Raw genomic sequence first — 23,143 nt, forward strand, 5'->3', positions numbered from 1 at the left:
AAAAGTTCTTATGTAGTTCTATATCCATCCTTTATCGTAAGCTGTTTTCCATGCATCAAATCTATTGTCTGCCTCCAATTTATCCATAATTGTAGAGATATAATTACGCACAGTACCGTTAGATAAAAACAACGCTTTCGCAATTTCACGATTTGAAAGACCATTACCAATTCCTTTCAGCACCGTTTGTTCTTTTAAAGTAAGTGGATTTCGTTCCGTAAAAATTGAAGACATTAAAACCTCACTGTACTCCTTTTCACCTCTCATGACACGATGAATCGTTTGAACTAACTCTCCTACAGATCTTTCTTTCAATACATATGCATCTACATCATATGTGACTGCTTTTTCAAAATAACCTGGCCTTTTAAAAGTGGTTACGATAATGACTTTGACATTAATAGCTTTTTCACGTATTAATTGCAATATCTCTAAACCTGTTAACCCAGGCATTTCTACATCTAATATCGCAACATCAACTTCATTTTCTTGAATGACACGAAATGCTTCTAAACCATCTCCTACATTTTCAATTATATTAATTTCCTCATGCATTTCCATGAGTTGTACCATTGCTTGGCGTAACATCGTTTGGTCTTCTGCTAAAACCACATTAATCATGACTGAACACCTCTAGGTATTAAAATATAAATATGAAGCCCATTATGATTGCGTACTTCTAGCTCACCGCCTAGTAAATCTACTCTATTTTGAATACTTTGCAGATGAATATTCGGCTGCTCACTCCCTTTACCGTTATCACATATTTTTAGAATGATGCCTTGTGAATCCTGAGATAAAGACGCTCTCACTTCAGTCGCATCTGCATGTTTAATAACATTATTAATGGCTTCACGTAATATCATTGCTAGAAATGATTGCTTAGTTGGACTCATTGAATATGATAACGCTACATTTTCGAAATGAAATTTTAAATTAGCCGTTTTTAACAAATACTCTAAAGACGCCACTTCTTCTTCAAATGATTGTATTTTTAAATTATGAACGATTGCTCTAATTTCTGTGAGAGCTTCTTTCGATAATCTGTTGACTTCTATCATTTCCGCTTTAGCTTGATACTTGTTTTGATCTATTAACTTAATAGCTAACTCTGATTTTAAACTTAAACTGGCAAAAACGTGACCTAATGTATCGTGTAAATCTTGACCTATTCTGTTACGCTCTTGATTCGCAATCAAAACATTAATATACTTATTTTTCTCTTCAAGTCGTTCTTTATACTCTGCTTTCTCAACCGTTTTAAAATTTGAGAACATCATCAAATTAATAATTAAATAAAAAACTACTAACATCATAAAAATAGAAGGTGAATAAAATACATAAGTGATGCTTAAACACGCAATCATCGTTATCAAAAATGCAACATACTCTTTTGACCATAATAATACTTTGAAAGAAAACGGTAATGCAAATGCACTATAAAACAAAAATAGTGAAGTCGTTGGATGGATTGCATATACAAAATAAATAATACCTATGTAATGGATTACAAGTATATTGAATCGTAACCTATTACTTAGCATTTTAGAGCCGATAATTAATATTGTATAAGCGATAGAAAATACCCCAGTTATAATAGTTAAAATGAGAACTGACCCTCTATTGTCATAATAAACTAATGAAATGATAGGAAATAGCAAATAAGCTAGACTTGCTAAATTTCCAAGGTTTAAGTCTAATTTCTTCATGACACGACATCTCTTCTTTTATGAATATATAATGTGATACATAAAAAGACCATACTGTATAGCATTAAGATACTCAAAGAAGTTGTTGTAGCTAATAGATTTTCGCTTCCTTCTATCGCTAATCTTTTCAAATGATACGTTGGCATCACATCAGAAATGGATCTCATCCAAACTGGAAATTGATCTATAGGCATCCACAATCCCCCCATAACGGCTAATACTATATATAATATATTACCGATTCCGCTTGCTTTTTGTAAGTCATTTAACTGTGATAATAGTGATCCCATTGTTAAAAAGAGGGATGCTCCTATCCATAATAATAATCCAGAAACAATCCATTCTAGATATGGCATATGGACGTTCTTAAATAGTGCAGCAACAGTAAATATTATGATGATTGCAATCGCAAATTGAATCATTACTTTTAAAATTTTCACAGTAATATAATAGCTCTTTTTTAAAGGTGTTCTAATTAGGTTTTTGTACCATCCTCTTTTTCTCTCGTCTATGATTTCAAGAGGAAATGAAAAAAGGCAAAAGCTCGTTAAACTAAAAGTTGTCATACTGTACATATACATTTTATTGAACTCGGCCTTTTCCTGTTGTGGTACATCAATAATTGAAGTAAATAGTAAGTAAAAAGCTAAAGGTAACAGTATAGATAAAGCCAATCTCGTTTTGTATCGCACCATCAACTTGATCTCTATCAACAAGTAATTCCAAATCATAATCATTGTTCTCCTTTTCCTTTGTTATCAAAGACAATTTCAAGTAATGATTTTTGATGTACTTCTATACCTTTCAAACTCACATTCGCTGAAATGAGCTCTTTTAATGTTCGATTTATATCACTCGTCTCAATATGCAGTTGGTTATGAGGTTGCGACACGTTCACATTGGTTAAACAATCTCTTAATTTCACTAAATGCTTAGGTAATTTAATAATGGCCGTTTCTTGTTGTTTTTTGATATTCTGAGGTGTATCGTTAAAAATCAACTTCCCTTGATTTAATACTAAAACATGATTCGCCATTCTTTCGACTTCTTCAATATAATGAGATGTATATAAAATAGTGACTCGCTTCTTCTTTAAACGCTGTATTATTTTCCAAAAATGCTGTCTCATTTGAACATCCATCGCGCTCGTTGGCTCGTCTAATATCAAACATTTAGGTTGTCCTATCAATGTTAATGCAAAGTCAAGAATACGTTGCTGACCGCCTGATAAATCTGTCGCATATTGATTCAATTGTTCATTGCTAAAGCGTGTGATTTCTTTAAACCGTTCAATTGATATTGCATTAGGGTAAAAATGTGCAAATAAGTTATAAAGTTCTTTGACTTTAACTCTTTCAGGAAAATGCGTATGTTGAAACATCACACCTAAATGTTTCTTATCTAATATATTTGATGTATCACTTACCTCACCTTGACTGGCGTCTCTATCGCCAATTAATAAATCAATGAGCGTTGTTTTTCCAGACCCATTCGGACCGATGATTGCTGTACATGTCCCTCGATAAACCTTAAAGGATACTTGATTGATCACTTTTTGATAGTGATAGGTTTTAGTCACTTCTTTCACTTCAATCATTATGCTTCACATCCTTAAAATAAGTTATCTTTATTTTAAGGGTTTAAGCGTCACACCGATAGTTGATACTGTCACTCATTTAATATGACATTTGTCACATTATAGAAAAAATGAAGCAGCTAAGGGGATAACGATTTCTACATCACTCAATACCATTTGACGTATTGAGATGTTTTAATCATTTTTACCTTACTGCTTCGGGCTATTATTAAAAATTCTCTAATACGTTCCGAATGACTTCATTTTGTTCTGGGAAGCCCAGAGTCACGCGCACTCCATTTGGCATTGCTCGGGCAATAATTCCATTTTTTAATAATGTATCGTTTAACGCTTGTGATTGTTCTGTTTCAATAAATACAAAATTTGTTTGAGATGGATATATTTTCAAAGTCGAATTCAGATTTTTGAACTTTTCTCGTTCGTCATGATTGATTTTAACAGCTTTTTCAAGATGCGCTTGATCTTTTAGTGCTGCAATCGCTGCTTGTTCTGAAACACGGGTCACATTAAAAGGTGGACGTAAAATATTCAGTTTTTCAACAAGCTCTGGTTGACCTATTAAATAGCCTATTCGTAACCCTGCTAACGCGTATGCTTTTGAAAATGTACGTAACATTGCAATATTAGAATACGTTTGAAATAATGCTAACGTATCAGGATAATCATTAGCAGTAACGTACTCCGCATACGCTTCATCTAAAATCACAGTAACATTTGACGGTACCTTTTGAAGGAAGGCTTCAATGGCTTTGTGATTATGATATGTTCCAGTCGGATTATTCGGGTTACAAATCCATACTAACTCTGTTTCGTCATCTATAGCAGCAGCAATACCATCTAAATCAAACGTGCCTTCTTTTAAGGGGACTTCTACAAAATTTGCATTTTCCACAATAGCATTATGTTTATACTGTCCAAAAGTTCCTTCGCTCGTAATGACTTTTTCATCATTTGCTAATAATGTACGAGAAATAATTAAAATCATTTCATCAAGTCCTGAACCAAAGAGAATTTGATTTTTTTGAATATTATAATGCTTCGAAATCACTTCTTGTAATTCTGGTGCGTTTGGCTCCGGATATAAATATAATTCATCTGCTGCTTGGTTGATAGCCTCTTTCACTTTAGGTGATGGGCCATATACATTTTCATTCGACGCATGCTTGTACAGTTGGCCCTCTATATGATATTTCTTCTTCAAAGCCTCCGAAGATAGCCCTGGTTGATAAGCACTTAATTGACTAATTTGTGACTTCATACATTCCCCTCCTACAAATCTGAAAATTTAGAATACATTATCTATTATATAGCCAAATGCCATAAAACTCTAGAGCAACATTTAAAATGATTCGAACACCAAAAAGTGAGTTAATGTATACAAAAAGATACACCAACTCACTTGATAGCTATTAATCATTATTCTTTTATCAATTGATGTGATTCTAGATAGGCTTTTGCGACGTCGTACGGATCTTCTCCTTTTTCTGCAACGGCATAGTTCATTTCTTGCATATCCTCGTCAGTAATTTGACCTTCTAATTGATTCAAGGCTTTTACAATATCTGGATGCGACTCTATAAATTTTGTCTTAAACAATGGTGCGCCTTGATAAGGTGGAAATACAGTCTTGTCATCTTCTAAGACAACCATATCGTATTGCTTTAATTCTGCATCTGTTGAGTATGCATCAATTAAATTAATATCTCCCTTTTCAATTGCTTGATATCTTAACTTTGGTTCCATTGTTTTGACATTTTGAAAATCCAGATGATACGCCCCTTTAATTGCTTTATATCCATCTTCACGGTCGTTAAATTCTAATGTAAAACCCGGTTTAATTTGATCTTCTACTTTTCGTAAATCACTTATTTTTTTAATATTGTGCTTCTCTGCAAAATCTCGTTTTACAGCTAATGCATAAGTATTATTATATTTCATCGGTTTCAACATTTTCATGTCAAACTTTGATTCTAATCCTTTATTTGCTTGTTGATACACTTGATTTTTATCTTTTGACTTTAATTCTTCTTTCGTCAACTCACCAATCACTGTACCAGTAAATTCTAAGTATCCATCGATTTCATCGGCCTTTAAGGCATTAAATAAGAACGATGTTTTACCCATTCCATCTTTAACATCAACTGTATAATCTGTATTCTCTTCAATTAAAATCTTATACATATTTGTGACGATTGAGGGTTCTGTTCCCAACTTACCTGCTAAAGTCACACGTTCTCCTTTATGTGCAAGTAATGGTGCAACTGTTAATAAGAACATCGCTAATAAAATCACACCTAATGTAATCATCATTTTACGATATGAAATCGTCCCTAAAATGCGTAAAACAACATCAAATAAAATCGCTAATAACGCCGCTGGAATTGCTCCAATTAAAATTAATGACGTATCATTACGATCAATTCCTAATAAGATGAGACTCCCAAGACCACCTGCTCCAATCAGTGCAGCAAGCGTTGCAGTCCCAATGATTAACACCATAGCTGTACGTATCCCTGCCATAATAACCGGCATTGCTAATGGCAATTCTACTTTAGACAATCGACGTAATGGCTTCATTCCAATCCCTTTAGCCGCTTCTACAAGCGAAGGGTCTACTCCAACAATTCCCGTATATGTATTACGCAAAATAGGTAATAGTGCATAAACTACTAATGCGATAACGGCTGGTACTGTGCCGATACCAAATAGCGGAATCATGAGCCCCAATAATGCAAGTGATGGAATTGTTTGTAAGACTGCTGCAATATTAATGACAATCTCTGAAAGCTTTCTCGTTTTAGTAAGTAGTATTCCAATTGGGACACCAATGACGACCGCAATAAGTAATGCAATAAATGATAACTGAATATGTTCAATCAAAGTCGTTAGCAATTCGCCTTTACGTTCACTTAAAGTATTAAAGAAAGTCATCATACGAGTTCACCAGCCTTATTCTGAGATAAGAATTGGAAAATGTCTTGCCTCGATAGTAGCCAGCACCTTTGTTCACCTTCAACAAGTACCGCTTGATGTTTAACTAATTCTCGATAGACATCACTAATCGAATTCGCTTTATCTACAACAGGATAGTTTGGACGATTGTCTGCTGTTAAAGGTTGCCCTACAAGTTCCGCTATTTTACCTAATGTGAAATGATTCATCACTACGCTCGTCATTTCGCCTAAAAATTGGCGTACAAAATCATTTTTAGGATTTTTTATAAAATCATTCGGCGTACCTATTTGTTCTACATGCCCTTGATTAAGCAAACATATACGATCACCTAGCTTAAAGGCTTCCTCGATATCATGTGTTACAAAAACAATGGTCTTTTTTATTTTGGCCTGCAAATCTAATAAATCATCCTGTAACTTCTCTCTTGTGATTGGATCCAAAGCGCTAAAAGGCTCATCCATTAGAATAACAGGGGGATCGATTGCAAGTGCACGGACAACACCTACACGTTGGCGTTGTCCACCTGAAAGTTCATCAGGGCGGCGATTTCTAAATTGTTTTGGCTCTAACCCTACCATATCTAAAAGCTCATCTACACGTTGGTCTATTTTCTCTTTGCTCCAACCTTTCATCATTGGTACTTGCGCAATATTATCACGTATAGTCATATGTGGAAATAATGCGATTTGTTGTAGCACATATCCCATGTCCCAACGCATCTCATAAACAGAATAGTCACTAACGGGACGTTCTTTGAAATAAATATACCCTTCTGTCAAAGGGATCAGGCGATTGATCATTTTCATTGTCGTTGTTTTGCCAGACCCGGATGGCCCGATTAACACGAAAAATTCTCCTTCATTTATTTCGAAATTGACTTGATTAACAACAACTTTATTACCATAGCTTTTTGAGACATTTTTGAATTGTATCATAGGCTCCCTCGTTTATATTATTTCTATTTTTTATACCCAAAACACCTTAAAATACTCACTGTTATATAATCCTATACTACATCACTTACACATATGCCTTGTAATTTTGGATTGCTTCTAAAAATTGAGGACAATAATGCTTCAACTTATAACTTCCTACACCATCAATATGAATCATTTCTTCTTTGGTCGTCGGCTTACGTTTCGCAAATTCTTCCAAAGTATAATCCGAAAAAATATTGATAGGCGGTACGTTTAATTTTTCGCTTATTTTAAGTCTCACTTCGACAAGCTGATCAAATAATTTACGGTCCACGCCTTCAACTGTATTGATATGTACAGTTTCTTTTGACTTTTGACGAAATGGGACAGTATAAATTTGTTCACTACTATTTAACAAAGTTTCTACAGATGCATCACATAACAATATTTCGTCTTGTTCATTTAAAAAACCTTTAAATCGTAATTCATCAATTAAATGGTGCAACTCACTTGTCGTATAATCATGCATAATCCCATAAGTAGATAAGTCTTCGTAGTTTTGATGTTTCACATAATCCGTCTTTTCGCCACGTAGAACTTGTATCACCACTTGATAGGCTTCACTTTGTTTTAAACGTGCCACACAACTAATAATCATTTTGGCTTCTTTCGTCATATTATAGGTTTTACGTTTATCTACACAGTTGCTACATTGCTGACACTCTTCTAAATTCTCGTTCGGCTCAAAATAATGCACGAGCGTCGCCTCTAGACATTTATTCGTTTTAGTATACTGAATCATCTTTGTCAGCTTTTCACCCATGCGTTCCTTGTAATCATCGTCTGCTTTAGATGACGTAATAAAGTATTCATGTAAACTGATGTCCCTATCACTAAATAGCAAAATACATTCACTCTGCAAGCCGTCTCGTCCAGCTCGACCCGCTTCCTGATAATAGGATTCAAGGTCTCCAGGCATATTATAGTGAATTACATAGCGCACATTAGATTTATCAATGCCCATACCAAATGCGTTTGTTGCAACAACGACCCTTGTACGATCATACAAAAAGTCATTCTGAGCCTCATCACGTAACTTGGCAGATAGTCCTGCATGATAATAAGTTGCTGGTATATCAGCGTCATCCAATGCTTCATACAAAGACTCAACTTGCTTTCGAGTCGAACAATAAATAATACCCGCCTCTTTTTCATGTGTTTTGACATAATCTAATACAAATTTTTGTCTTTGATAAGTAGGATTAACTTTAAAAACAAGGTTACGACGTTTAACACTAGTTTTAACAACATGTTGCTTTAGAATATTCAAACGTGACATGATATCCTGTTGTACCTCAGCTGTTGCTGTTGCCGTCAGTGCCACCATCGCAAAATTTTGAGGTATCGCAAATACTTTATGTACAACTGCTTGATAGCTCGGACGAAAATCATGGCCCCATTTGGAGATACAATGCGCCTCATCAAATGCGACGAGTGCAATCGTTGCACGTGTTAACAAGTGCTGGAAATAACCATTTTCAAACCTTTCAGGCGCAACATATAAAAATTTCAACTCACCTTGTGCAAGTAACTTTTCCACCTCTCGCTGTTCATGACTGCTTTGACTACTATTCAAGTATGCGGCAGAAACGCCCATACTTTTTAGTTGATCGACTTGATCTTTCATAAGCGAAATTAATGGACTGATCACAATTGTTGTACCTTTAAGCATCAGACCAGGAATCTGATAACAAACCGACTTACCTCCACCAGTCGGTAAAACGCCTAATGTATGATTTCCACTAAGAATTTGACTAATAATTTCCTTTTGACCAGGCCTAAAAGCCTTATAACCAAAATAATGAGACAATGTCTGTTCCATATAATCCCTCTTATTGTTCTAATATTTCTTCAAGCTCACTCCACCTTGTGATGTCCGATTCATATTGCGACTCGAGCGTTTCCTTTTCTTCATTTAACGCTTTTATTTTTGCATAATCCGAATGCGCTTCAATCATTTCTTCCTCTATTTGTTTTAAGCGCTCTTCTGTTTCTTCAATACGACTCAATAGCATGTCGTATTCTCTTTTCTCTTTATAAGATAAACCTTTTTTCTTTTTAGATTGTTGTATTTCAACAGACCTTTCTTTTTTCTGAATTGTTTCTTGCTCTTGTTGCTTATACGCTAAATAATCTTCAAATTGTCCGAGTATCGTATCTATTTTTCCTTCTCGAATATACCAATAAGTATCTACAACCTTATTTAGAAAATAACGATCGTGACTGACTGTAATCACCGTTCCACCAAATGTTTGGATATAGTCTTCTAGAATTGTCAATGTTTCAGTATCTAGATCATTAGTCGGCTCATCTAACAATAGTACATTCGGCTGATGGACTAATAAACGCAGTAAATATAATCGCTTTTGTTCACCACCGGATAACTTATATACTTTTTTACCATGGGTTGAACTTGGGAACAAAAAGCGTTCTAACAACTGCGTCACCGAGACAACTGTACCGTCTTTTTGATATGCAAGTTCACTTTGTTCACGCAAAAAGTCAATGACACGAACGTCTTCATTTAAACGTTCATCAGTCTGCTTGAAATAGGCAACTTTAACAGTCTGTCCTACTTTAAGAACCCCTTCATAATCATTGTCGATACCAGCTAAAATATTTAATAACGACGTTTTACCTGCGCCGTTCGGTCCTACAATTCCAATACGTGTCCCTTTTTGAATAATTGTCTTTAGATGGGCGAATAATTGCTTGTTGTTAATCGCTTTTGAAATATGATCTAATTCAAATACCTGTTTACCTAATCGTGCATGTGCCATATCTAAATGAGCTGTTTGTTTAGTCACCTGAGATTTAACTTGGTTCTCCAGTTTTTCAAAGCGATCTTTACGTGCTTGTTGCTTTGTCGTTCGCGCTTTAACACCTGCTCTCATCCATGCCAACTCTTGTTTGTACAATGCTTGCTGTTTGGATTGCTGACGTTGTGCAATCTCTTCTTGCTCAGCACGCATTGTAATATAGTCTTCATAATTACCCGGATATGAATGAAGTCGACCGTTTTTAAGTTCAATAATACGTGAAGCAACTTCATTCAAGAAATAGCGATCATGTGTAATCAAAACGACCGTCTTAGGATAATTTTTAATATATTGAATGAGCCAATGAATAGATTCAAAATCTAAATGGTTCGTTGGCTCATCTAAAAGTAATAAATCAGGCCTTTCTATGAGCGTTCTTGCTAGCATGACACGTTTTTGCTGACCACCTGACAGTTCCTTAATCCGTTTTGCCGTTTCATGAATCCCTAATTTAGACAATATTGTTTTGATTTCAGCACTATAATCCCACGCATTCATTGAATCCATAGCGACTTGTGCATGCATCATTTCATCAAAATCACGTTCTAATTGTGTGTTTGTATAGCGCGTAACAGCTTGTTCATAGCGTTTAATTGTTTTAAGTGTTTCAGTTTCAGCACTTAAAACTGCATCATAAACAGTAGAATCCGGATTCAGTTCGTGCTTTTGAGAAGCGTAACGTATTCGATATGTTTTCGGATGTGTTATTTCCCCTTCATAGTCATCGTCTAATCCCGCTATAACTTTAAGTAAGGAGCTTTTACCTGTACCGTTAATGCCTACTAATCCAATACGCTCTCGGTTAGATATAGAAAGTTCCAAATCATTAAATATCACTTTATCTGCATAAGATTTATTTAACTTTTCAATTTTAAATGCTTCCACAAAACATACATCCTTTTTCTTATAGATTTACTTGGATATATCTGTTAACCTTAAATCAGTTCTATATATTATACACTGTTTTCTTTTCAAATGATACTAAGGAGTCATTAAAAATGCTAGATTACATTGCAAGTGCGCCCCCTTTTTTACAAGCTTTGATCGCAGGTATCGTGACTTGGTTATTAACTGCATTAGGAGCGGCCACTGTTTTTATTTTTAAAAATGTTAATCATAAAGTTTTAAGTTCGATGCAAGGTTTTGCGGCGGGCATTATGATTGCAGCTAGTTTTTGGTCATTATTACAACCCGCTATCGAAAGTAGTGCGAGTAGTACACTTCCTTGGCTACCTGCTGCTATCGGCTTTTTATTAGGTGGCGTCTTTATACGTGGGCTTGACTATGTCATACCGCATATTCATCAAAATGCAACTGATCGCACGCAACAAAAAGAAGGTGTCAAAACAAGCCTAAATAAAAATACGTTACTTCTACTGGCTATTACCCTTCATAATATTCCGGAAGGGTTGGCAATCGGAGTCGCATTTGGTGGTGTGGCAACAGGGAATGCTCAAGCAACACTTCTCGGTGCACTCAGTCTCGCTATTGGGATTGGGATTCAAAATATTCCTGAAGGGGCTGCATTGTCATTGCCTATTCATGCTTCAGGTCAATCTAAATGGAAATCATTTAATTATGGTCAAGCTTCAGCACTCGTCGAACCTGTCTTCGCTACAATAGGTGCAGCTGCAGTGTTAGTCGTTACACCGATATTGCCGTATGCACTTGCATTCGCAGCGGGTGCGATGATTTTTGTAGTAGTAGAAGAACTAATTCCTGATTCTCAATCTTCTCAAAACACTGACCTTGCTACTTTAAGTCTGATGCTCGGATTTACAATCATGATGATTTTGGATGTCGCGTTAGGTTAGTCTTATATCACACGTCATTGCCTGGATTTTTAGCCTCTCTTACTTTCTTATCAATTACCAGTCTTTAAAATATACGAAAGACCCTATGCTTCATCATCTTTCTTTGAAGCATAGGGTCTTATTAATATATTTATTTTTGATTCCCTTGAGGTCCTGTTTCATATCGATAATCAGTAGGATTTATTCTTTTGAAATCAGGATTATCATAAAATCTAAACAAATCACCGTTAAGCACTTTATCGCTCATCTCTAAGTCTGTTTCAACTTGGCGTTTGTTTTTTTCTAAATCTGCCGGTGGTTGTTCTAATGGTTGATTGTCTTTATTACTAAAAGCTTTACCATTTACGAACTTGTAGTCACTCGTTACAAAATCACCATTTCTAAATGGAATGACATCGTTATGGTCTTTCGACAACATGTCTGTACCTAGCATCAGATAATTCTTAGTATCAATACCCATCAGGTGTAACAACGTTGGCATCACATCTACTTGACCAGCATATGTTTCATCAACTTCTGGCTCAACGCCTGGTGCTTTTAACCAAAAGCCCGTAGCATTTAAATCTGTAAATTTAGCCGCTGTGATAGGTTCACCTAAAAGTTGTTCCATCGCTTTGTTGTGATTTTCTGAAATACCATAGTGGTCACCATAAATCATAATGACAGAATCATCATATAAGCCACGTTCTTTTAAACCGTTAATAAACTGTTCTAACGACTCATCCAAATAACGCGCTGTTTGGATGTAACCGTCCACCGTAGAGTCACCTGTATCTGTTTTAGGAATTGATGCATCTTCAGGTGATAACGTAAATGGGTAATGGTTTGTTAACGTAATTAAATGTGTATAGAATGGTTCTTTCTCTTTAGATAAATAGTCTAAAGATTCATCAAAGAACTCTTTATCTTTAAGGCCTAAATTTTCTTGATTTTCAGGAGACATATCATAATACGTTGCATCATAAAACTTATCAATACCAAAGTGACGATACACTTGATCACGATTCCAGAATGTTTTATAGTCACCGTGCATCACGCTCGTTGTATAGTTTTGTTTTTGATGTAAAATAGCTGGCAACGATTGATATGTGTTATCTCCTTTTAACGAGAACGCTGAACCTTGTGGCAATCCGTATAAGCTATTATCCATTGTAAATTCAGCATCAGATGTTTTACCTTGGCCAGTTTGATGATAGAAATTAGGATAGTATCTAAAATCATTTTGACCAGATGATAATTGGTTTAAAAATGGTGTCACTTCTTCCCCGTTAATCTTTTTGTTGATTAAAAAAGTTTGGAAACTCTCTAAATGAATTTTAATCACATTTTTGCCTTTCGCTTTACCAAAGTATTCAACGTTAGGCTCTGTGTTCTTCTGTTTAGAGTAGTTCAACACTTCTGTTAAATCGTCTTCAGATGCTAATGCTTTTTGTTGATTGTTTTGAATGGTTTTAACACCATCGTACACAGTGAAGTTATATGGACCTAAATATTTCACTAAATATTTATGGTCAAATGTACGTGTTAATAATTCTGGTCTATCCGTTTCCGCAAAAGCTAAATTCAAGAAGAAAAGTGCAATTGCTGTTGCCATGACAACTGGAATAAACTTCTTATGAAAAACATTTTTACTGAGCCACTTTTGTTTGAAAATTAAAATGAACAAGTAAACAATCGTATCGATAAAATACACAAAGTCATGCCACTTAAATGATGCACTTACAGCACCACCCATTGAATCGACATTCCCTACTTGGTTCAACGTACTAAATGTAATGAAGTCAGAGAAGAATCTAAAATACACTACATTAGCGTAAAGTAAAAATGTAATTAAAAAACCGCCTATGAACATAAACCAATATGCTTTGCGCCCTTTAAAAAATAAAAATACGCTCAAAATAAGTGCCACTAAGCTATATGGATTTAAGAGTAAGATTAAGTTTTGAGTCAGTCCTTTTACACCGAGCGACAAGTCAACGTAGTAGGCAAAATACGTTTTCAAAGCAATGGTTAGCACCATTAAAAGGAAAAACGTGAATATTCCTATTTTCTTTTTATCGTTCTTCATATATGCTCCCCCGTTATACATTCAGTCAAGTACTAAATCTTAATATCATCTATATAATCATAACATTCGTTTTAATTTGTAATCATTTTGTAATATAAACAAGTTAGTTCAATTTAATAATATATATGAAAAAGTGTGAAATTTCAAGTCATACATTACCTTTTAAAGGTAAAGTCGTGCAACACGATAAAATATCGCAGCATCCTAACATTCACAAAATCGCAATAAAAAAGTTACACATTATGACTCACACACTTTGATATTCGAATAAAAATGAGTATAACGTATTCCGCTATATTTGAACTCCAACTAAAGTTGTAATTTCTTAACTCTTTATTTAATCAATTAAAAACAGATAGGGCTTTAACAAAAGCGATTATGGCTCGACCCAAACCCTTTGCGAAAAATTAATCGTTCCTTATCTCTACTTTTTCGCAAATTGTGAACTTCTACCTAAAAACGCTCCTAGGACATTTTGACACTGTCTTAATATCCCTAGCCCCATCTGTTATAATGTCATAAGTATATTTAATCTATTTTTTGAAAATGCTATGATTTTAACATTTCACCCTGCATGCGGTACTCAATACCTTGAAAAAGTTGTTTGCGCCATTTATGGTATTTCACAAGGTTTTGTTCTGCTTGAATAATATCAATAAATTGAAATTTGATTTTTGAACCTTGTCTTTTTTGAGCAATTTTTGATAAATGGTAAGAGGCTATTGTGCCTATTTGAGGATAGCTTCCCAATGTATAATGATCATTTAATAAGACAATAGGCGTTCCATCTTTTTTGACTTGGATAGTACCTCGCTTAACTGAACGGTGCGGTGGCGTATCTTCATAATAAGCCTTGACAGGTGTTCCTTCTAAAATAATCCCCATACGGTTTGCTTTGCTTGAAACTTTATACTCTTCTTTAATAAAACCTTGTAATACTGAAGATTCAAAGTCTTCAGCGCCTTTGCCCGGAATCACATGTACAACGTCAGAGACATAGTTGAATGATAATGCATAACCATCAACACCCCAGTCTGTCTCCTTCAACTCTTCTAGGTTTGCAAACAGTTTGTGATGCCTTGCATTATAAGAGCGCTTCATACTAAGCTCATCTCCAGCTTTAAGCGTTCGACCATAATGGCCTCCCAACTTTGAGTTCGTATCCGTAGAAGTAGAACCCAACCATTCACCCAACTCAAATCCACCAGCAACTGCCAAATAAACTCTTGTTCCACGACGCAACGCATCAAACGTCAATACGTCACCTTTATTCATTAAATAAAGTTTATTAGATCTAATTTGTCGTTCTTCTTGATGTGCTATGACTTGAGCCCCTGATAATGCAATAAGTGTCGGCTCAGTAAAACGGAGTCTCGCCATTTGATTAGTCATTTCGAGAGTAGCTTCATTACGATCATTCCCTACCAGACGATTAGCAATTTCATGTGCCAACATATCCAGTGCACCACTTCGAATCACTCCTAAATGCTCATAGCCTTTGCGACCGAAGTCTTGAAAAGTAGAAAACAGACCGCCTTCTTCGACAATAATTGTCATGACGTGTGACCTCCTCTTTGGATTGGAGAAAATTTCACAGTATCTCCCAACGCGATACGTGTGAAGTCTTTTTGACTTGAATCAAATAGCTTTAATGGTGTATAGCCTATGACTAACCAATCCTCATATAAATCTGTCGTTGTAATACCACACTTATGATTTTCAACAATAATTGAACCTGCAGGAATCATACGCTTTTTGGAAGCTGTATGATTGACAACGATGCGCTTATCCATCTCGGTTAAATATGGAAAGCCTGGTGAGTAGCCCATCATCGAAACAAAATAATTTGGAGCAGTATGGTATTGAATAAATGTTTCTAAATCTAAATCCAATTCGTCAAGCAACTGTGGCAGATGTGGACCGTGTTCATTGTCATAATATACAGGTACTTCGACAAATTTAGGATTCCCTTCTACTAATTCATCCAACTTAATATGTTCAATCATATCTTTTAAATATAAAAATGGTGACGGAATATCAAGATGCTTCATCATCATACGTGCATCATACGAAATAAGCATATCAGTTTCAGTTGGTACGATTTCAGTAATAAATGGTTCATTTTTTTCAAGCAAGTACTGGCGTACGGCTAGTAATTGACGCACCGATGCAGGTGTGACTGGTTCTCGCCCTGATACAATAATTGCTTGATCACCTTGACTATAAACTTTCATCTTCTACACCTCTACTACTCATGATAAAATAATTTTAATATTGAAACGACAGCAGTTATGAAAAACTTCATCAATTGATAAATCAATAGTCCTTCTATAATAAAAATGAGACTTAACCATATCAAAATGACAGACTTTTGAACATTTTGTACAAGCCTCTCTCCTACATATTGGCCAATCCACATCACTAAAACAAATAATACTAGATATAGAATAATCAAAAAGACACCTACTTATTCATTTTATAAGGATAACTGGAACCCATTCTCTCAAACTATTTATCATCCAAAGTTGACCACCTTTTGCCAAAACATGTTTAAGCTCTTCAACCGTAATGCATTTGGTTTGAATCAGCCCTCGGTCAAGCAAAAATTGACGCATACATCCACTTAAAAAATCATGGTTAAATGGTGGTGTGTAATATACGTCTCCAAACTGTAAAACCATGTTTCCAATATCAAATTCTAATATTTTATTAGCTTTATCGTACAATAAAATTAAATCGCTTTCCTTTGAGTGATGCAAATATTCACGATTAGATGTTTTATATAGACGGTGCCAATCTGGGGTATCTTCACTCATCTTGACAAGTCGTGCAGTCATTTCTTTCGTGTGGGGTAAAGCATGACATTCGTAATCCATTTGCCCACTTTCATCCAAGATTACCTTCGTCCGATATAGACCACTAGGATACATAGATGTTAAGTCATCTATACACGATAGCCATCTTGTTGGACTAAATGGTATATTCAATTGAAGACTCGCATGTTGCATACGTTGAAAATGATAATTTTGTCGCAAAATCTTACCGTTTTCTAGTCGCATCGTTTCGAATAAGTACATCATTATCCCTCTAATATTTTGGTTTTAGTTAAAAATTCTTTATATTCTTTTTGCGGATCTGAATCAATCGTAATCCCTGCTCCAACACCATATACTAATCGATTATGAAGTTGTTGCACTGTTCGAATGGGCACATTGAATATAGCCTTGCCATCAGGATGTAATAAACCAATCGTACCACAATATCCATGTCGTGGTGTGGACTCTAATTGATTAATAATATTCATTGTATTCACTTTAGGTGCTCCAGTAATTGACCCACAAGGGAAAAGCGCTTCAAACATTTCATTATATGATGACACATTCTCGACTTGTCCCAATACCATCGTTGTCATTTGAAATACAGTCTTATACGCTTCAATAAGGAATGGATGCTTTACTTCAACTGTCCCTGTACGTGCTATTCTTGCGATATCATTGCGAAGTAGGTCTACTATCATCACATTTTCAGCACGGTCTTTTGCAGATTGTTGAAGTTCTTGAAAATTTTTCTCATCTTCTTCAACCGTTGCTCCTCTTTGTATAGTGCCTTTCATCGGCTTACTCACAATCATTCTCTCATTTGCCTCACCAAACGGGCCTACTTGGAAAAAGAGCTCTGGAGAAATTGAAGCTATTTTCAAATCCTCTGTATCTATCAAAACAGTATAATGACCATTCCCCTTTTGAGTTAAAAAAGCGTATAACGTTGATATACAAACCTTTTCTGCACTTTCAAAACGTGTTGTATAGTTCACTTGATACGTCCAACCTGAAATAATTTCTTGTTGAATCGTACGTATATGCTTTTGTATTTCATCTGACGTATGAATACACGAAAATTTTGGCATTTGAAATTGTGACAGAGGCATAGATTCCCCCTCTTCATCAACAGGATGTTCAAATGCATAATACGCTGCATAGATATGATCTTCTGGCACATTAACTTCAAAACTTTGATTATAGTACGTTGCAGCTTCATACGTTAAATACAAAGCGACGTAATAGCCTTGACGTTGGTAATACTCCGCTTCCTCTACAACACGCCCTACCTCGGTATAATTTGTCGCAATCGCATAGTGAAGCGGATTGTGAAATGTATATTCATACCGGGTTGTATCATCTGGACTGTTATAATAAACATAGTTAAACTTCACAACCATTAACAACCCCCGCCTTCACCAAAAAGTTTCGAAATTGTGCATGCCCATACTCCGATAGTATGGATTCAGGATGATATTGCACACCATATATCGGTCGATATTGATGTTCTATTGCCATGACCATCCCCTCCTCATTTTGTGCTGTTATTTTGAGCGGTGACCGGATGGTTTTGATGTCTGCTATTAACGAATGATAGCGCATCACATTAAAGCGTGTCGGTAATCCACTAAACAAACAAGACTCATGGTGTTCTATTGTTGTCGTATGACCATGCACAGGGTATGGTGCTTTAATAATATCACCACCGTAATATGCGACGATAAGCTGAAAACCTAAACATACACCAAGCATGGGGACAGTCGATTCGAATGTCTGCATTACCTCATATAAAATGGGATAGTCGTTAGGAGCACCTGGACCCGGCGAGATAACAATTGCTTCCGGATTAAGTTGCTGTAATTGTTGAACATTCACATCCTCTATATCAACAACGTGAATCTGTTGACCACTTTCCGTCTCTAAATAATCCACTACATTATATGTAAATGAATCTTTATTATCTATCATTACTATCATTATTGATTGCCTCATTTAATTCATATTATATTCTATTATCACAAATGTTACGCAAATTGACAAAGCAGAATTCATAAAAATGTAAAATGATTCCTATTTTACCGACTTGATTTATAATTACAATTGTATTAGAGTATACAACATATTAAATAGAAAAAGAGGTTCCTAGCGACTAACCCTCTATAAAAAACTAGACCATCCTAACGTGTCTATCTTTTTATAGGGATGGCTTTTTTTATGCCTAAAAGAACCTTTAAAAGGAGAGAATCATTATGTCAGAAGTGCTTCACAACGAAAAAGCACTTGTCGTTTTTAGCGGTGGCCAAGATAGTACGACTTGCTTATTTTATGCTTTAAAACATTTCGAATCAGTTGAGCTAGTGACCTTTGAATACGGCCAGCGTCATGCAAAAGAAATTGAAGTCGCACGTCACATTGCAAAAGATCAAGACTTGAAACACCATGTTTTGGATATGTCTTTACTCTCACAACTTTCACCTAACGCCTTAACATCATCAGATATTGCTATTTCTGATAATGATGGTGTCCCGAACACCTTCGTTCCAGCGCGAAACTTATTGTTTTTGTCTTTTGCAGGTGCACTCGCCTACCAGATTAACGCTAAACATATCGTAACAGGCGTATGTGAAACAGACTTTTCTGGGTATCCCGACTGCCGTGATAGTTTTATTAAATCTATGAATCTTTCATTAAACTTATCGATGGATAGAGATTTTGTTATTCATACACCATTAATGTGGTTAAATAAAAAAGAAACGTGGGCGTTAAGTGATGAATTAGGTGTACTCGATTACGTTCGTTACAATACATTAACTTGCTATAACGGTATTATCGCTGAAGGTTGCGGCACATGCCCTGCTTGTCGTTTACGCCAACGCGGTCTCGAAAGTTATTTAGAAGAGAAAGGAGCTCAAAATCAATGATGCAACAAATTTATCCTTCAGTTGACCACGATTATATGTTCGAATTGAATAAAGATTTCAATTTTTCAGCAGCTCACTTTATTCCAGATGAACGCGCAGGAAAGTGTCAGCGTGTGCATGGACATACGTACTTTGTCAATTTAACAATCGCCGGAGACCAATTGGATGAGCTCGGTTTTTTAATTAACTTTAGCACATTAAAAAGTATGATTCATGATCAATTCGACCACTATTTATTAAATGATTTAACGGCATTTAAAGGTAAAAGTCCATCTACTGAAGTTGTAGCCCAAACAATCTATCACATCATAGAAGCACATCTCTCAAAACTCCCTAATGCGCCAAAATGCTTACAAGTCTTTTTAAGAGAAACACCAACAAGCTATGTTGTTTATCGCCCAAAGCATAAGGAGCATCCAAATGGCTAAAATACCTGTACTTGAAATATTCGGTCCTACTATACAAGGTGAAGGCCGTGTCGTCGGCCGTAAAACCATGTTTGTCCGTACAGCTGGTTGTGATTTTCGTTGTAGCTGGTGTGACTCAAAATTCACTTGGGATGGCAGTATGAAAGACGCAATCCAAATGATGACCGCAGATGAAATATTTGAATCACTCAAACTTATTGGCGGTGATTGTTTTAATCATGTCACAATATCTGGTGGAAACCCCGCATTAATTAAAGGACTTCAATCGTTTGTAGATTTATGTCATAGCCAAAATATTAAAACAGCATTAGAAACTCAAGGCTCTCACTTCAAACCTTGGATGCGCCAAATAGATGATTTGACAATTTCACCTAAACCGCCTAGTTCAGGTATGACACATGACCTTAATATACTAGATGGGGTTATTGATCAATGCGATGAAAGCAAAATCAACCTTAAAGTCGTTATTTTTGATGAAACTGACTATCAATTCGCTAAAATAATACATCACCGCTATCCGGATTTACCATTTTATTTGCAAGTTGGTAACCCTTACCTTGATGATCAAGTTGAACACCACACATCAAAGCTTCTTTCAAGATATGAATGGCTTATTCAATTAGTGATGAAAAGCTCAGATATGAATGATGTTTTTGTTTTACCTCAACTTCATACATTGGTGTGGAGTAATCAAAAGGGTGTATAAATGATTTTAACCATAGAGAAAGTGGTGTCTTTAATACGTACGCATTAGATTTTCTCACTATACACAACCACTTATTCTTTTATTTTTTAAAAGATTAAAACCTTAACATATGCTAACTTTGTGATAGGTTGCTATAATAATAAAATGAATCGATAAAGTTAGGAGAAAATCATGGCGCTTTTTGTAATACTGAATATCATTATTGTGATTGTGACATTATTAATAGATTTATATCGTCATCAATTTCATTCTATAAGTTTCAGTTCAGTTTTGCTCGCAATTACATTAAATAGTATATTTAATCAAATTTTATTAAGTAAGCTGACTTTTATTTCCATATTTACAATGTTGATGTATTGTATATGGCTATTGATACAAATGCTTTTAGACCGATACTATCAGCCTTTTTTAATTCAAAATCAAAAGTTTTTTTCAAGTATAGTAACGATAATGATGAGTATCTCTTTAGTCATAATATATCAAACAGGCGACCAATCCTATTATATGTCTGTCCCTTATTTAGCGCCTGCCATTTTTCTATTAGGTTGTATTGCGTTATGTTCTAATATGATTGGACTTCCACTTCTTGCAAATCTCTATAAGAAACTTAAAGTTCGACATACGCTCTGGATTGGAACAATGATTATTATTCTTTCATTTATTGTGATGACTCTACTAACACCTTTTTGGTATGTTATTTTAGTTGTAAATTTATTATTTTTGACTAATTTGCTTTTAGAAAAAATATTTATTTTAAAAAAAGATGATTAACATCGATAAATTGGTGGTATATATCAATCAGTATAAAGATAAAAGGAGGAAATCTTATGGGTTTCATAATTATGTTAATAGTCGGCGGACTCATTGGTTGGGCTGCCGGTGCAATATTAAGTAAAGATATTCCAGGTGGTATCATCGGAAACATTATTGCTGGTCTTATTGGTTCTTGGTTAGGTACATCATTATTTGGTCACTGGGGTCCATCTTTAGGTGGCGTTTATATCTTCCCAGCATTAATCGGTTCAATTATCTTAATTGCATTAGTATCACTTGTATTAGGTGGATTACGTAAAAAGAAATAATTGAGACAAGCTTAAAATATAACTATCTCAGTAATCGAAAAGCTTCGAGGTTTTCGTAAGAATTTACGAAAAATCTCGAAGTTTTTTTCTTTTATTCAATGATACGAAAGTGTCTTTTTTTAAAGTATTTTAGCTCTCAGTCAAATTGGACTGGTCGCATTAAATTAAGGCGTTATGCAATAATGGATTGCTTAACTCTTTTTTCGTTGTGTGATCATAAAGTCTTGAACATTAATGCCTCTTTTAATACAACATAAATCAGTAAAATTGAGTTGGTAAAACATATTTTATAACTTAAGGGTGTGAATAAATATAACACATTTGATTGTTTCCTAAGCCGAGACTTCTGAGGCATCTTGCCGTAACCGAAAATCCATTTTAAGATTGGGTAGGTTCAATCTTAAAATGAGGTGAGGTGAGGCGTCTAGAAAAGCGAGGCTTTATGGAACAATCAAATAAATGAAATTATTTATATACCAGTCCGATTTACTATAGAACCAGTATTTTAATGTAAAATTACATGTATATCGCGTCGTATTGTTGGCGAGACTCCTGAGGGAATAGGATGAACGTCGAGACCGCGGTTCGACTATCCGAGCCAAACAATACGAAAAGCATAGAGGTGATTCAATCATGAATCATCTCTACGCTATTATTTTAGGATTTATGTCCAGCCTGAGTCTTTTTATCATTAAATTATTAAAATTAATCGTTCCATTTCACTGTTTCGATTTTCTTTGTAAAAAAGACAAACCTTTCTCTATACAAAATAGGCTTGTCTTTAAAGGAGGCAAAATGTCATAATGATGCCTTTTATTTTTCATTATCATTCTATCATATAAAAAGAGCGAAAGGGGTAAAAGCCATTCAGCCTTTTCCTCTTTCGCCCATCCGCTAATCTAAGTTTTCACAAAACCCATTTAATGAGATATTAAATTTGTTGTGAAGCAAGGCGTTGATACTGTTTTTGAGAAAGCGTACCATTACCTTCGAGCTTAGCATCAGCGTTACCAGCTGTTAAGCCTAACGTTGCTGTTAAAAAGCCTACTGTCATAATACTTGTTACAATTACTCTTGTTAGCTTGCTCATAACATTTCACTCCTTCCTTAGATATATTTATTATACCACCGTTTTAACAAAATAAAACTAATATACTTTTATTTTTTTATATTCCGTTTATATCTAAGTAAAAGGATATGATTATATTTAGCTTTATCGATTTAAAAAAATATTTAAATTTCTTTAAA

The 23,143-nt window shown here is 35.1% G+C and carries 23 protein-coding genes; 6 read left to right on the forward strand and 17 right to left on the reverse strand.

Going from position 1 to position 23,143, the window contains the following annotated elements:
- Positions 1 to 18: 18 nt before the first annotated feature.
- The 9 genes from C7J90_RS01100 to C7J90_RS01140 form a co-directional block, all read right to left on the reverse strand.
- A complete protein-coding gene (locus C7J90_RS01100) occupies positions 19 to 621 on the reverse strand; it encodes a response regulator transcription factor (RefSeq protein WP_103210650.1) in 603 nt (200 codons plus the stop codon).
- Positions 618 to 1,709, reverse strand: a complete 1,092-nt coding sequence (locus tag C7J90_RS01105) for a sensor histidine kinase (RefSeq protein WP_103210652.1) — start codon at positions 1,707 to 1,709, stop codon at positions 618 to 620. Before C7J90_RS01105 ends, C7J90_RS01100 begins: the two co-directional genes overlap by 4 nt.
- On the reverse strand, positions 1,706 to 2,440 hold the full coding sequence (locus C7J90_RS01110; RefSeq protein WP_103210654.1) for an ABC transporter permease: 735 nt from the start codon (positions 2,438 to 2,440) through the stop codon (positions 1,706 to 1,708). The genes C7J90_RS01105 and C7J90_RS01110 overlap by 4 nt, the downstream gene beginning before the upstream one ends.
- A 2-nt stretch (positions 2,441 to 2,442) precedes the next feature.
- Positions 2,443 to 3,306 carry an ABC transporter ATP-binding protein gene (locus C7J90_RS01115; RefSeq protein WP_103210656.1) on the reverse strand — a complete coding sequence of 288 codons (864 nt, stop codon included), beginning with the start codon at positions 3,304 to 3,306 and terminating at the stop codon, positions 2,443 to 2,445.
- 208 nt (positions 3,307 to 3,514) lie between these two features.
- Positions 3,515 to 4,564, reverse strand: coding sequence for a histidinol-phosphate transaminase (gene hisC / locus C7J90_RS01120; protein ID WP_103210658.1), 1,050 nt, complete (start codon positions 4,562 to 4,564; stop codon positions 3,515 to 3,517).
- A gap of 158 nt (positions 4,565 to 4,722) precedes the next feature.
- A complete protein-coding gene (locus C7J90_RS01125) occupies positions 4,723 to 6,240 on the reverse strand; it encodes an ABC transporter permease/substrate-binding protein (protein WP_103210660.1) in 1,518 nt (505 codons plus the stop codon).
- Entirely contained in the window at positions 6,237 to 7,196 is a 960-nt protein-coding gene (locus C7J90_RS01130; RefSeq protein WP_103210662.1) for an ABC transporter ATP-binding protein, read from the reverse strand. The genes C7J90_RS01125 and C7J90_RS01130 overlap by 4 nt, the downstream gene beginning before the upstream one ends.
- Before the next feature lie 85 nt (positions 7,197 to 7,281).
- Positions 7,282 to 9,060 carry a DNA helicase RecQ gene (gene recQ / locus C7J90_RS01135; protein WP_103210663.1) on the reverse strand — a complete coding sequence of 593 codons (1,779 nt, stop codon included), beginning with the start codon at positions 9,058 to 9,060 and terminating at the stop codon, positions 7,282 to 7,284.
- 10 nt (positions 9,061 to 9,070) lie between these two features.
- Entirely contained in the window at positions 9,071 to 10,942 is a 1,872-nt protein-coding gene (locus C7J90_RS01140) for an ABC-F family ATP-binding cassette domain-containing protein (protein WP_103210665.1), read from the reverse strand.
- 113 nt (positions 10,943 to 11,055) lie between these two features.
- Between C7J90_RS01140 and C7J90_RS01145 the strand changes: the two genes are divergently transcribed.
- Complete coding sequence (locus tag C7J90_RS01145; RefSeq protein WP_103210667.1) at positions 11,056 to 11,871, forward strand: ZIP family metal transporter; 816 nt, start codon at positions 11,056 to 11,058, stop codon at positions 11,869 to 11,871.
- A gap of 130 nt (positions 11,872 to 12,001) precedes the next feature.
- Here the strand turns inward: C7J90_RS01145 and ltaS are convergent, their stop codons facing one another.
- From ltaS to C7J90_RS01180, 7 genes are all read right to left on the reverse strand, one after another.
- Positions 12,002 to 13,939: a polyglycerol-phosphate lipoteichoic acid synthase LtaS gene (gene ltaS / locus C7J90_RS01150; protein ID WP_103210669.1), complete on the reverse strand. Its 1,938-nt coding sequence runs from the start codon at positions 13,937 to 13,939 to the stop codon at positions 12,002 to 12,004.
- 549 nt (positions 13,940 to 14,488) lie between these two features.
- A complete protein-coding gene (locus C7J90_RS01155; RefSeq protein ID WP_103210671.1) occupies positions 14,489 to 15,496 on the reverse strand; it encodes a 5-oxoprolinase subunit C family protein in 1,008 nt (335 codons plus the stop codon).
- Positions 15,493 to 16,173, reverse strand: coding sequence for a carboxyltransferase domain-containing protein (locus C7J90_RS01160; protein WP_103210674.1), 681 nt, complete (start codon positions 16,171 to 16,173; stop codon positions 15,493 to 15,495). Before C7J90_RS01160 ends, C7J90_RS01155 begins: the two co-directional genes overlap by 4 nt.
- A gap of 14 nt (positions 16,174 to 16,187) precedes the next feature.
- Complete coding sequence (locus C7J90_RS01165) at positions 16,188 to 16,394, reverse strand: hypothetical protein (RefSeq protein WP_103210676.1); 207 nt, start codon at positions 16,392 to 16,394, stop codon at positions 16,188 to 16,190.
- A gap of 16 nt (positions 16,395 to 16,410) precedes the next feature.
- Positions 16,411 to 17,016 carry an aminotransferase class IV gene (locus C7J90_RS01170; RefSeq protein ID WP_103210677.1) on the reverse strand — a complete coding sequence of 202 codons (606 nt, stop codon included), beginning with the start codon at positions 17,014 to 17,016 and terminating at the stop codon, positions 16,411 to 16,413.
- A 2-nt stretch (positions 17,017 to 17,018) separates the two neighbouring features.
- On the reverse strand, positions 17,019 to 18,158 hold the full coding sequence (locus tag C7J90_RS01175; protein ID WP_103210679.1) for a chorismate-binding protein: 1,140 nt from the start codon (positions 18,156 to 18,158) through the stop codon (positions 17,019 to 17,021).
- Positions 18,142 to 18,735 carry an anthranilate synthase component II gene (locus C7J90_RS01180; protein WP_103210681.1) on the reverse strand — a complete coding sequence of 198 codons (594 nt, stop codon included), beginning with the start codon at positions 18,733 to 18,735 and terminating at the stop codon, positions 18,142 to 18,144. The genes C7J90_RS01175 and C7J90_RS01180 overlap by 17 nt, the downstream gene beginning before the upstream one ends.
- Positions 18,736 to 19,007: 272 nt before the next feature.
- Here C7J90_RS01180 and queC point away from each other — a divergent pair, with 272 nt between their 5' ends.
- From queC to C7J90_RS01205, 5 genes are all read left to right on the forward strand, one after another.
- Positions 19,008 to 19,679 (forward strand): 7-cyano-7-deazaguanine synthase QueC, encoded by a 672-nt coding sequence (gene queC, locus C7J90_RS01185; protein ID WP_103210683.1) that lies wholly within the window; start codon positions 19,008 to 19,010, stop codon positions 19,677 to 19,679.
- On the forward strand, positions 19,676 to 20,107 hold the full coding sequence (gene queD / locus C7J90_RS01190; protein WP_103210685.1) for a 6-carboxytetrahydropterin synthase QueD: 432 nt from the start codon (positions 19,676 to 19,678) through the stop codon (positions 20,105 to 20,107). The genes queC and queD overlap by 4 nt, the downstream gene beginning before the upstream one ends.
- A complete protein-coding gene (queE, locus tag C7J90_RS01195; protein ID WP_103210687.1) occupies positions 20,100 to 20,813 on the forward strand; it encodes a 7-carboxy-7-deazaguanine synthase QueE in 714 nt (237 codons plus the stop codon). Before queD ends, queE begins: the two co-directional genes overlap by 8 nt.
- 171 nt (positions 20,814 to 20,984) lie before the next feature.
- Positions 20,985 to 21,584, forward strand: coding sequence for a hypothetical protein (locus tag C7J90_RS01200; protein WP_103210689.1), 600 nt, complete (start codon positions 20,985 to 20,987; stop codon positions 21,582 to 21,584).
- Between the two features lie 56 nt (positions 21,585 to 21,640).
- On the forward strand, positions 21,641 to 21,895 hold the full coding sequence (locus C7J90_RS01205; RefSeq protein ID WP_103210691.1) for a GlsB/YeaQ/YmgE family stress response membrane protein: 255 nt from the start codon (positions 21,641 to 21,643) through the stop codon (positions 21,893 to 21,895).
- Positions 21,896 to 22,826: 931 nt separating this feature from the next.
- On the opposite strand, the gene C7J90_RS11845 is transcribed toward C7J90_RS01205, so the two are convergent.
- On the reverse strand, positions 22,827 to 22,985 hold the full coding sequence (locus C7J90_RS11845) for a hypothetical protein (protein WP_158701886.1): 159 nt from the start codon (positions 22,983 to 22,985) through the stop codon (positions 22,827 to 22,829).
- Positions 22,986 to 23,143: the final 158 nt, after the last annotated feature.

Origin of the sequence: Staphylococcus felis, from assembly GCF_003012915.1 — a bacterium.
Lineage (GTDB): Bacteria > Bacillota > Bacilli > Staphylococcales > Staphylococcaceae > Staphylococcus > Staphylococcus felis.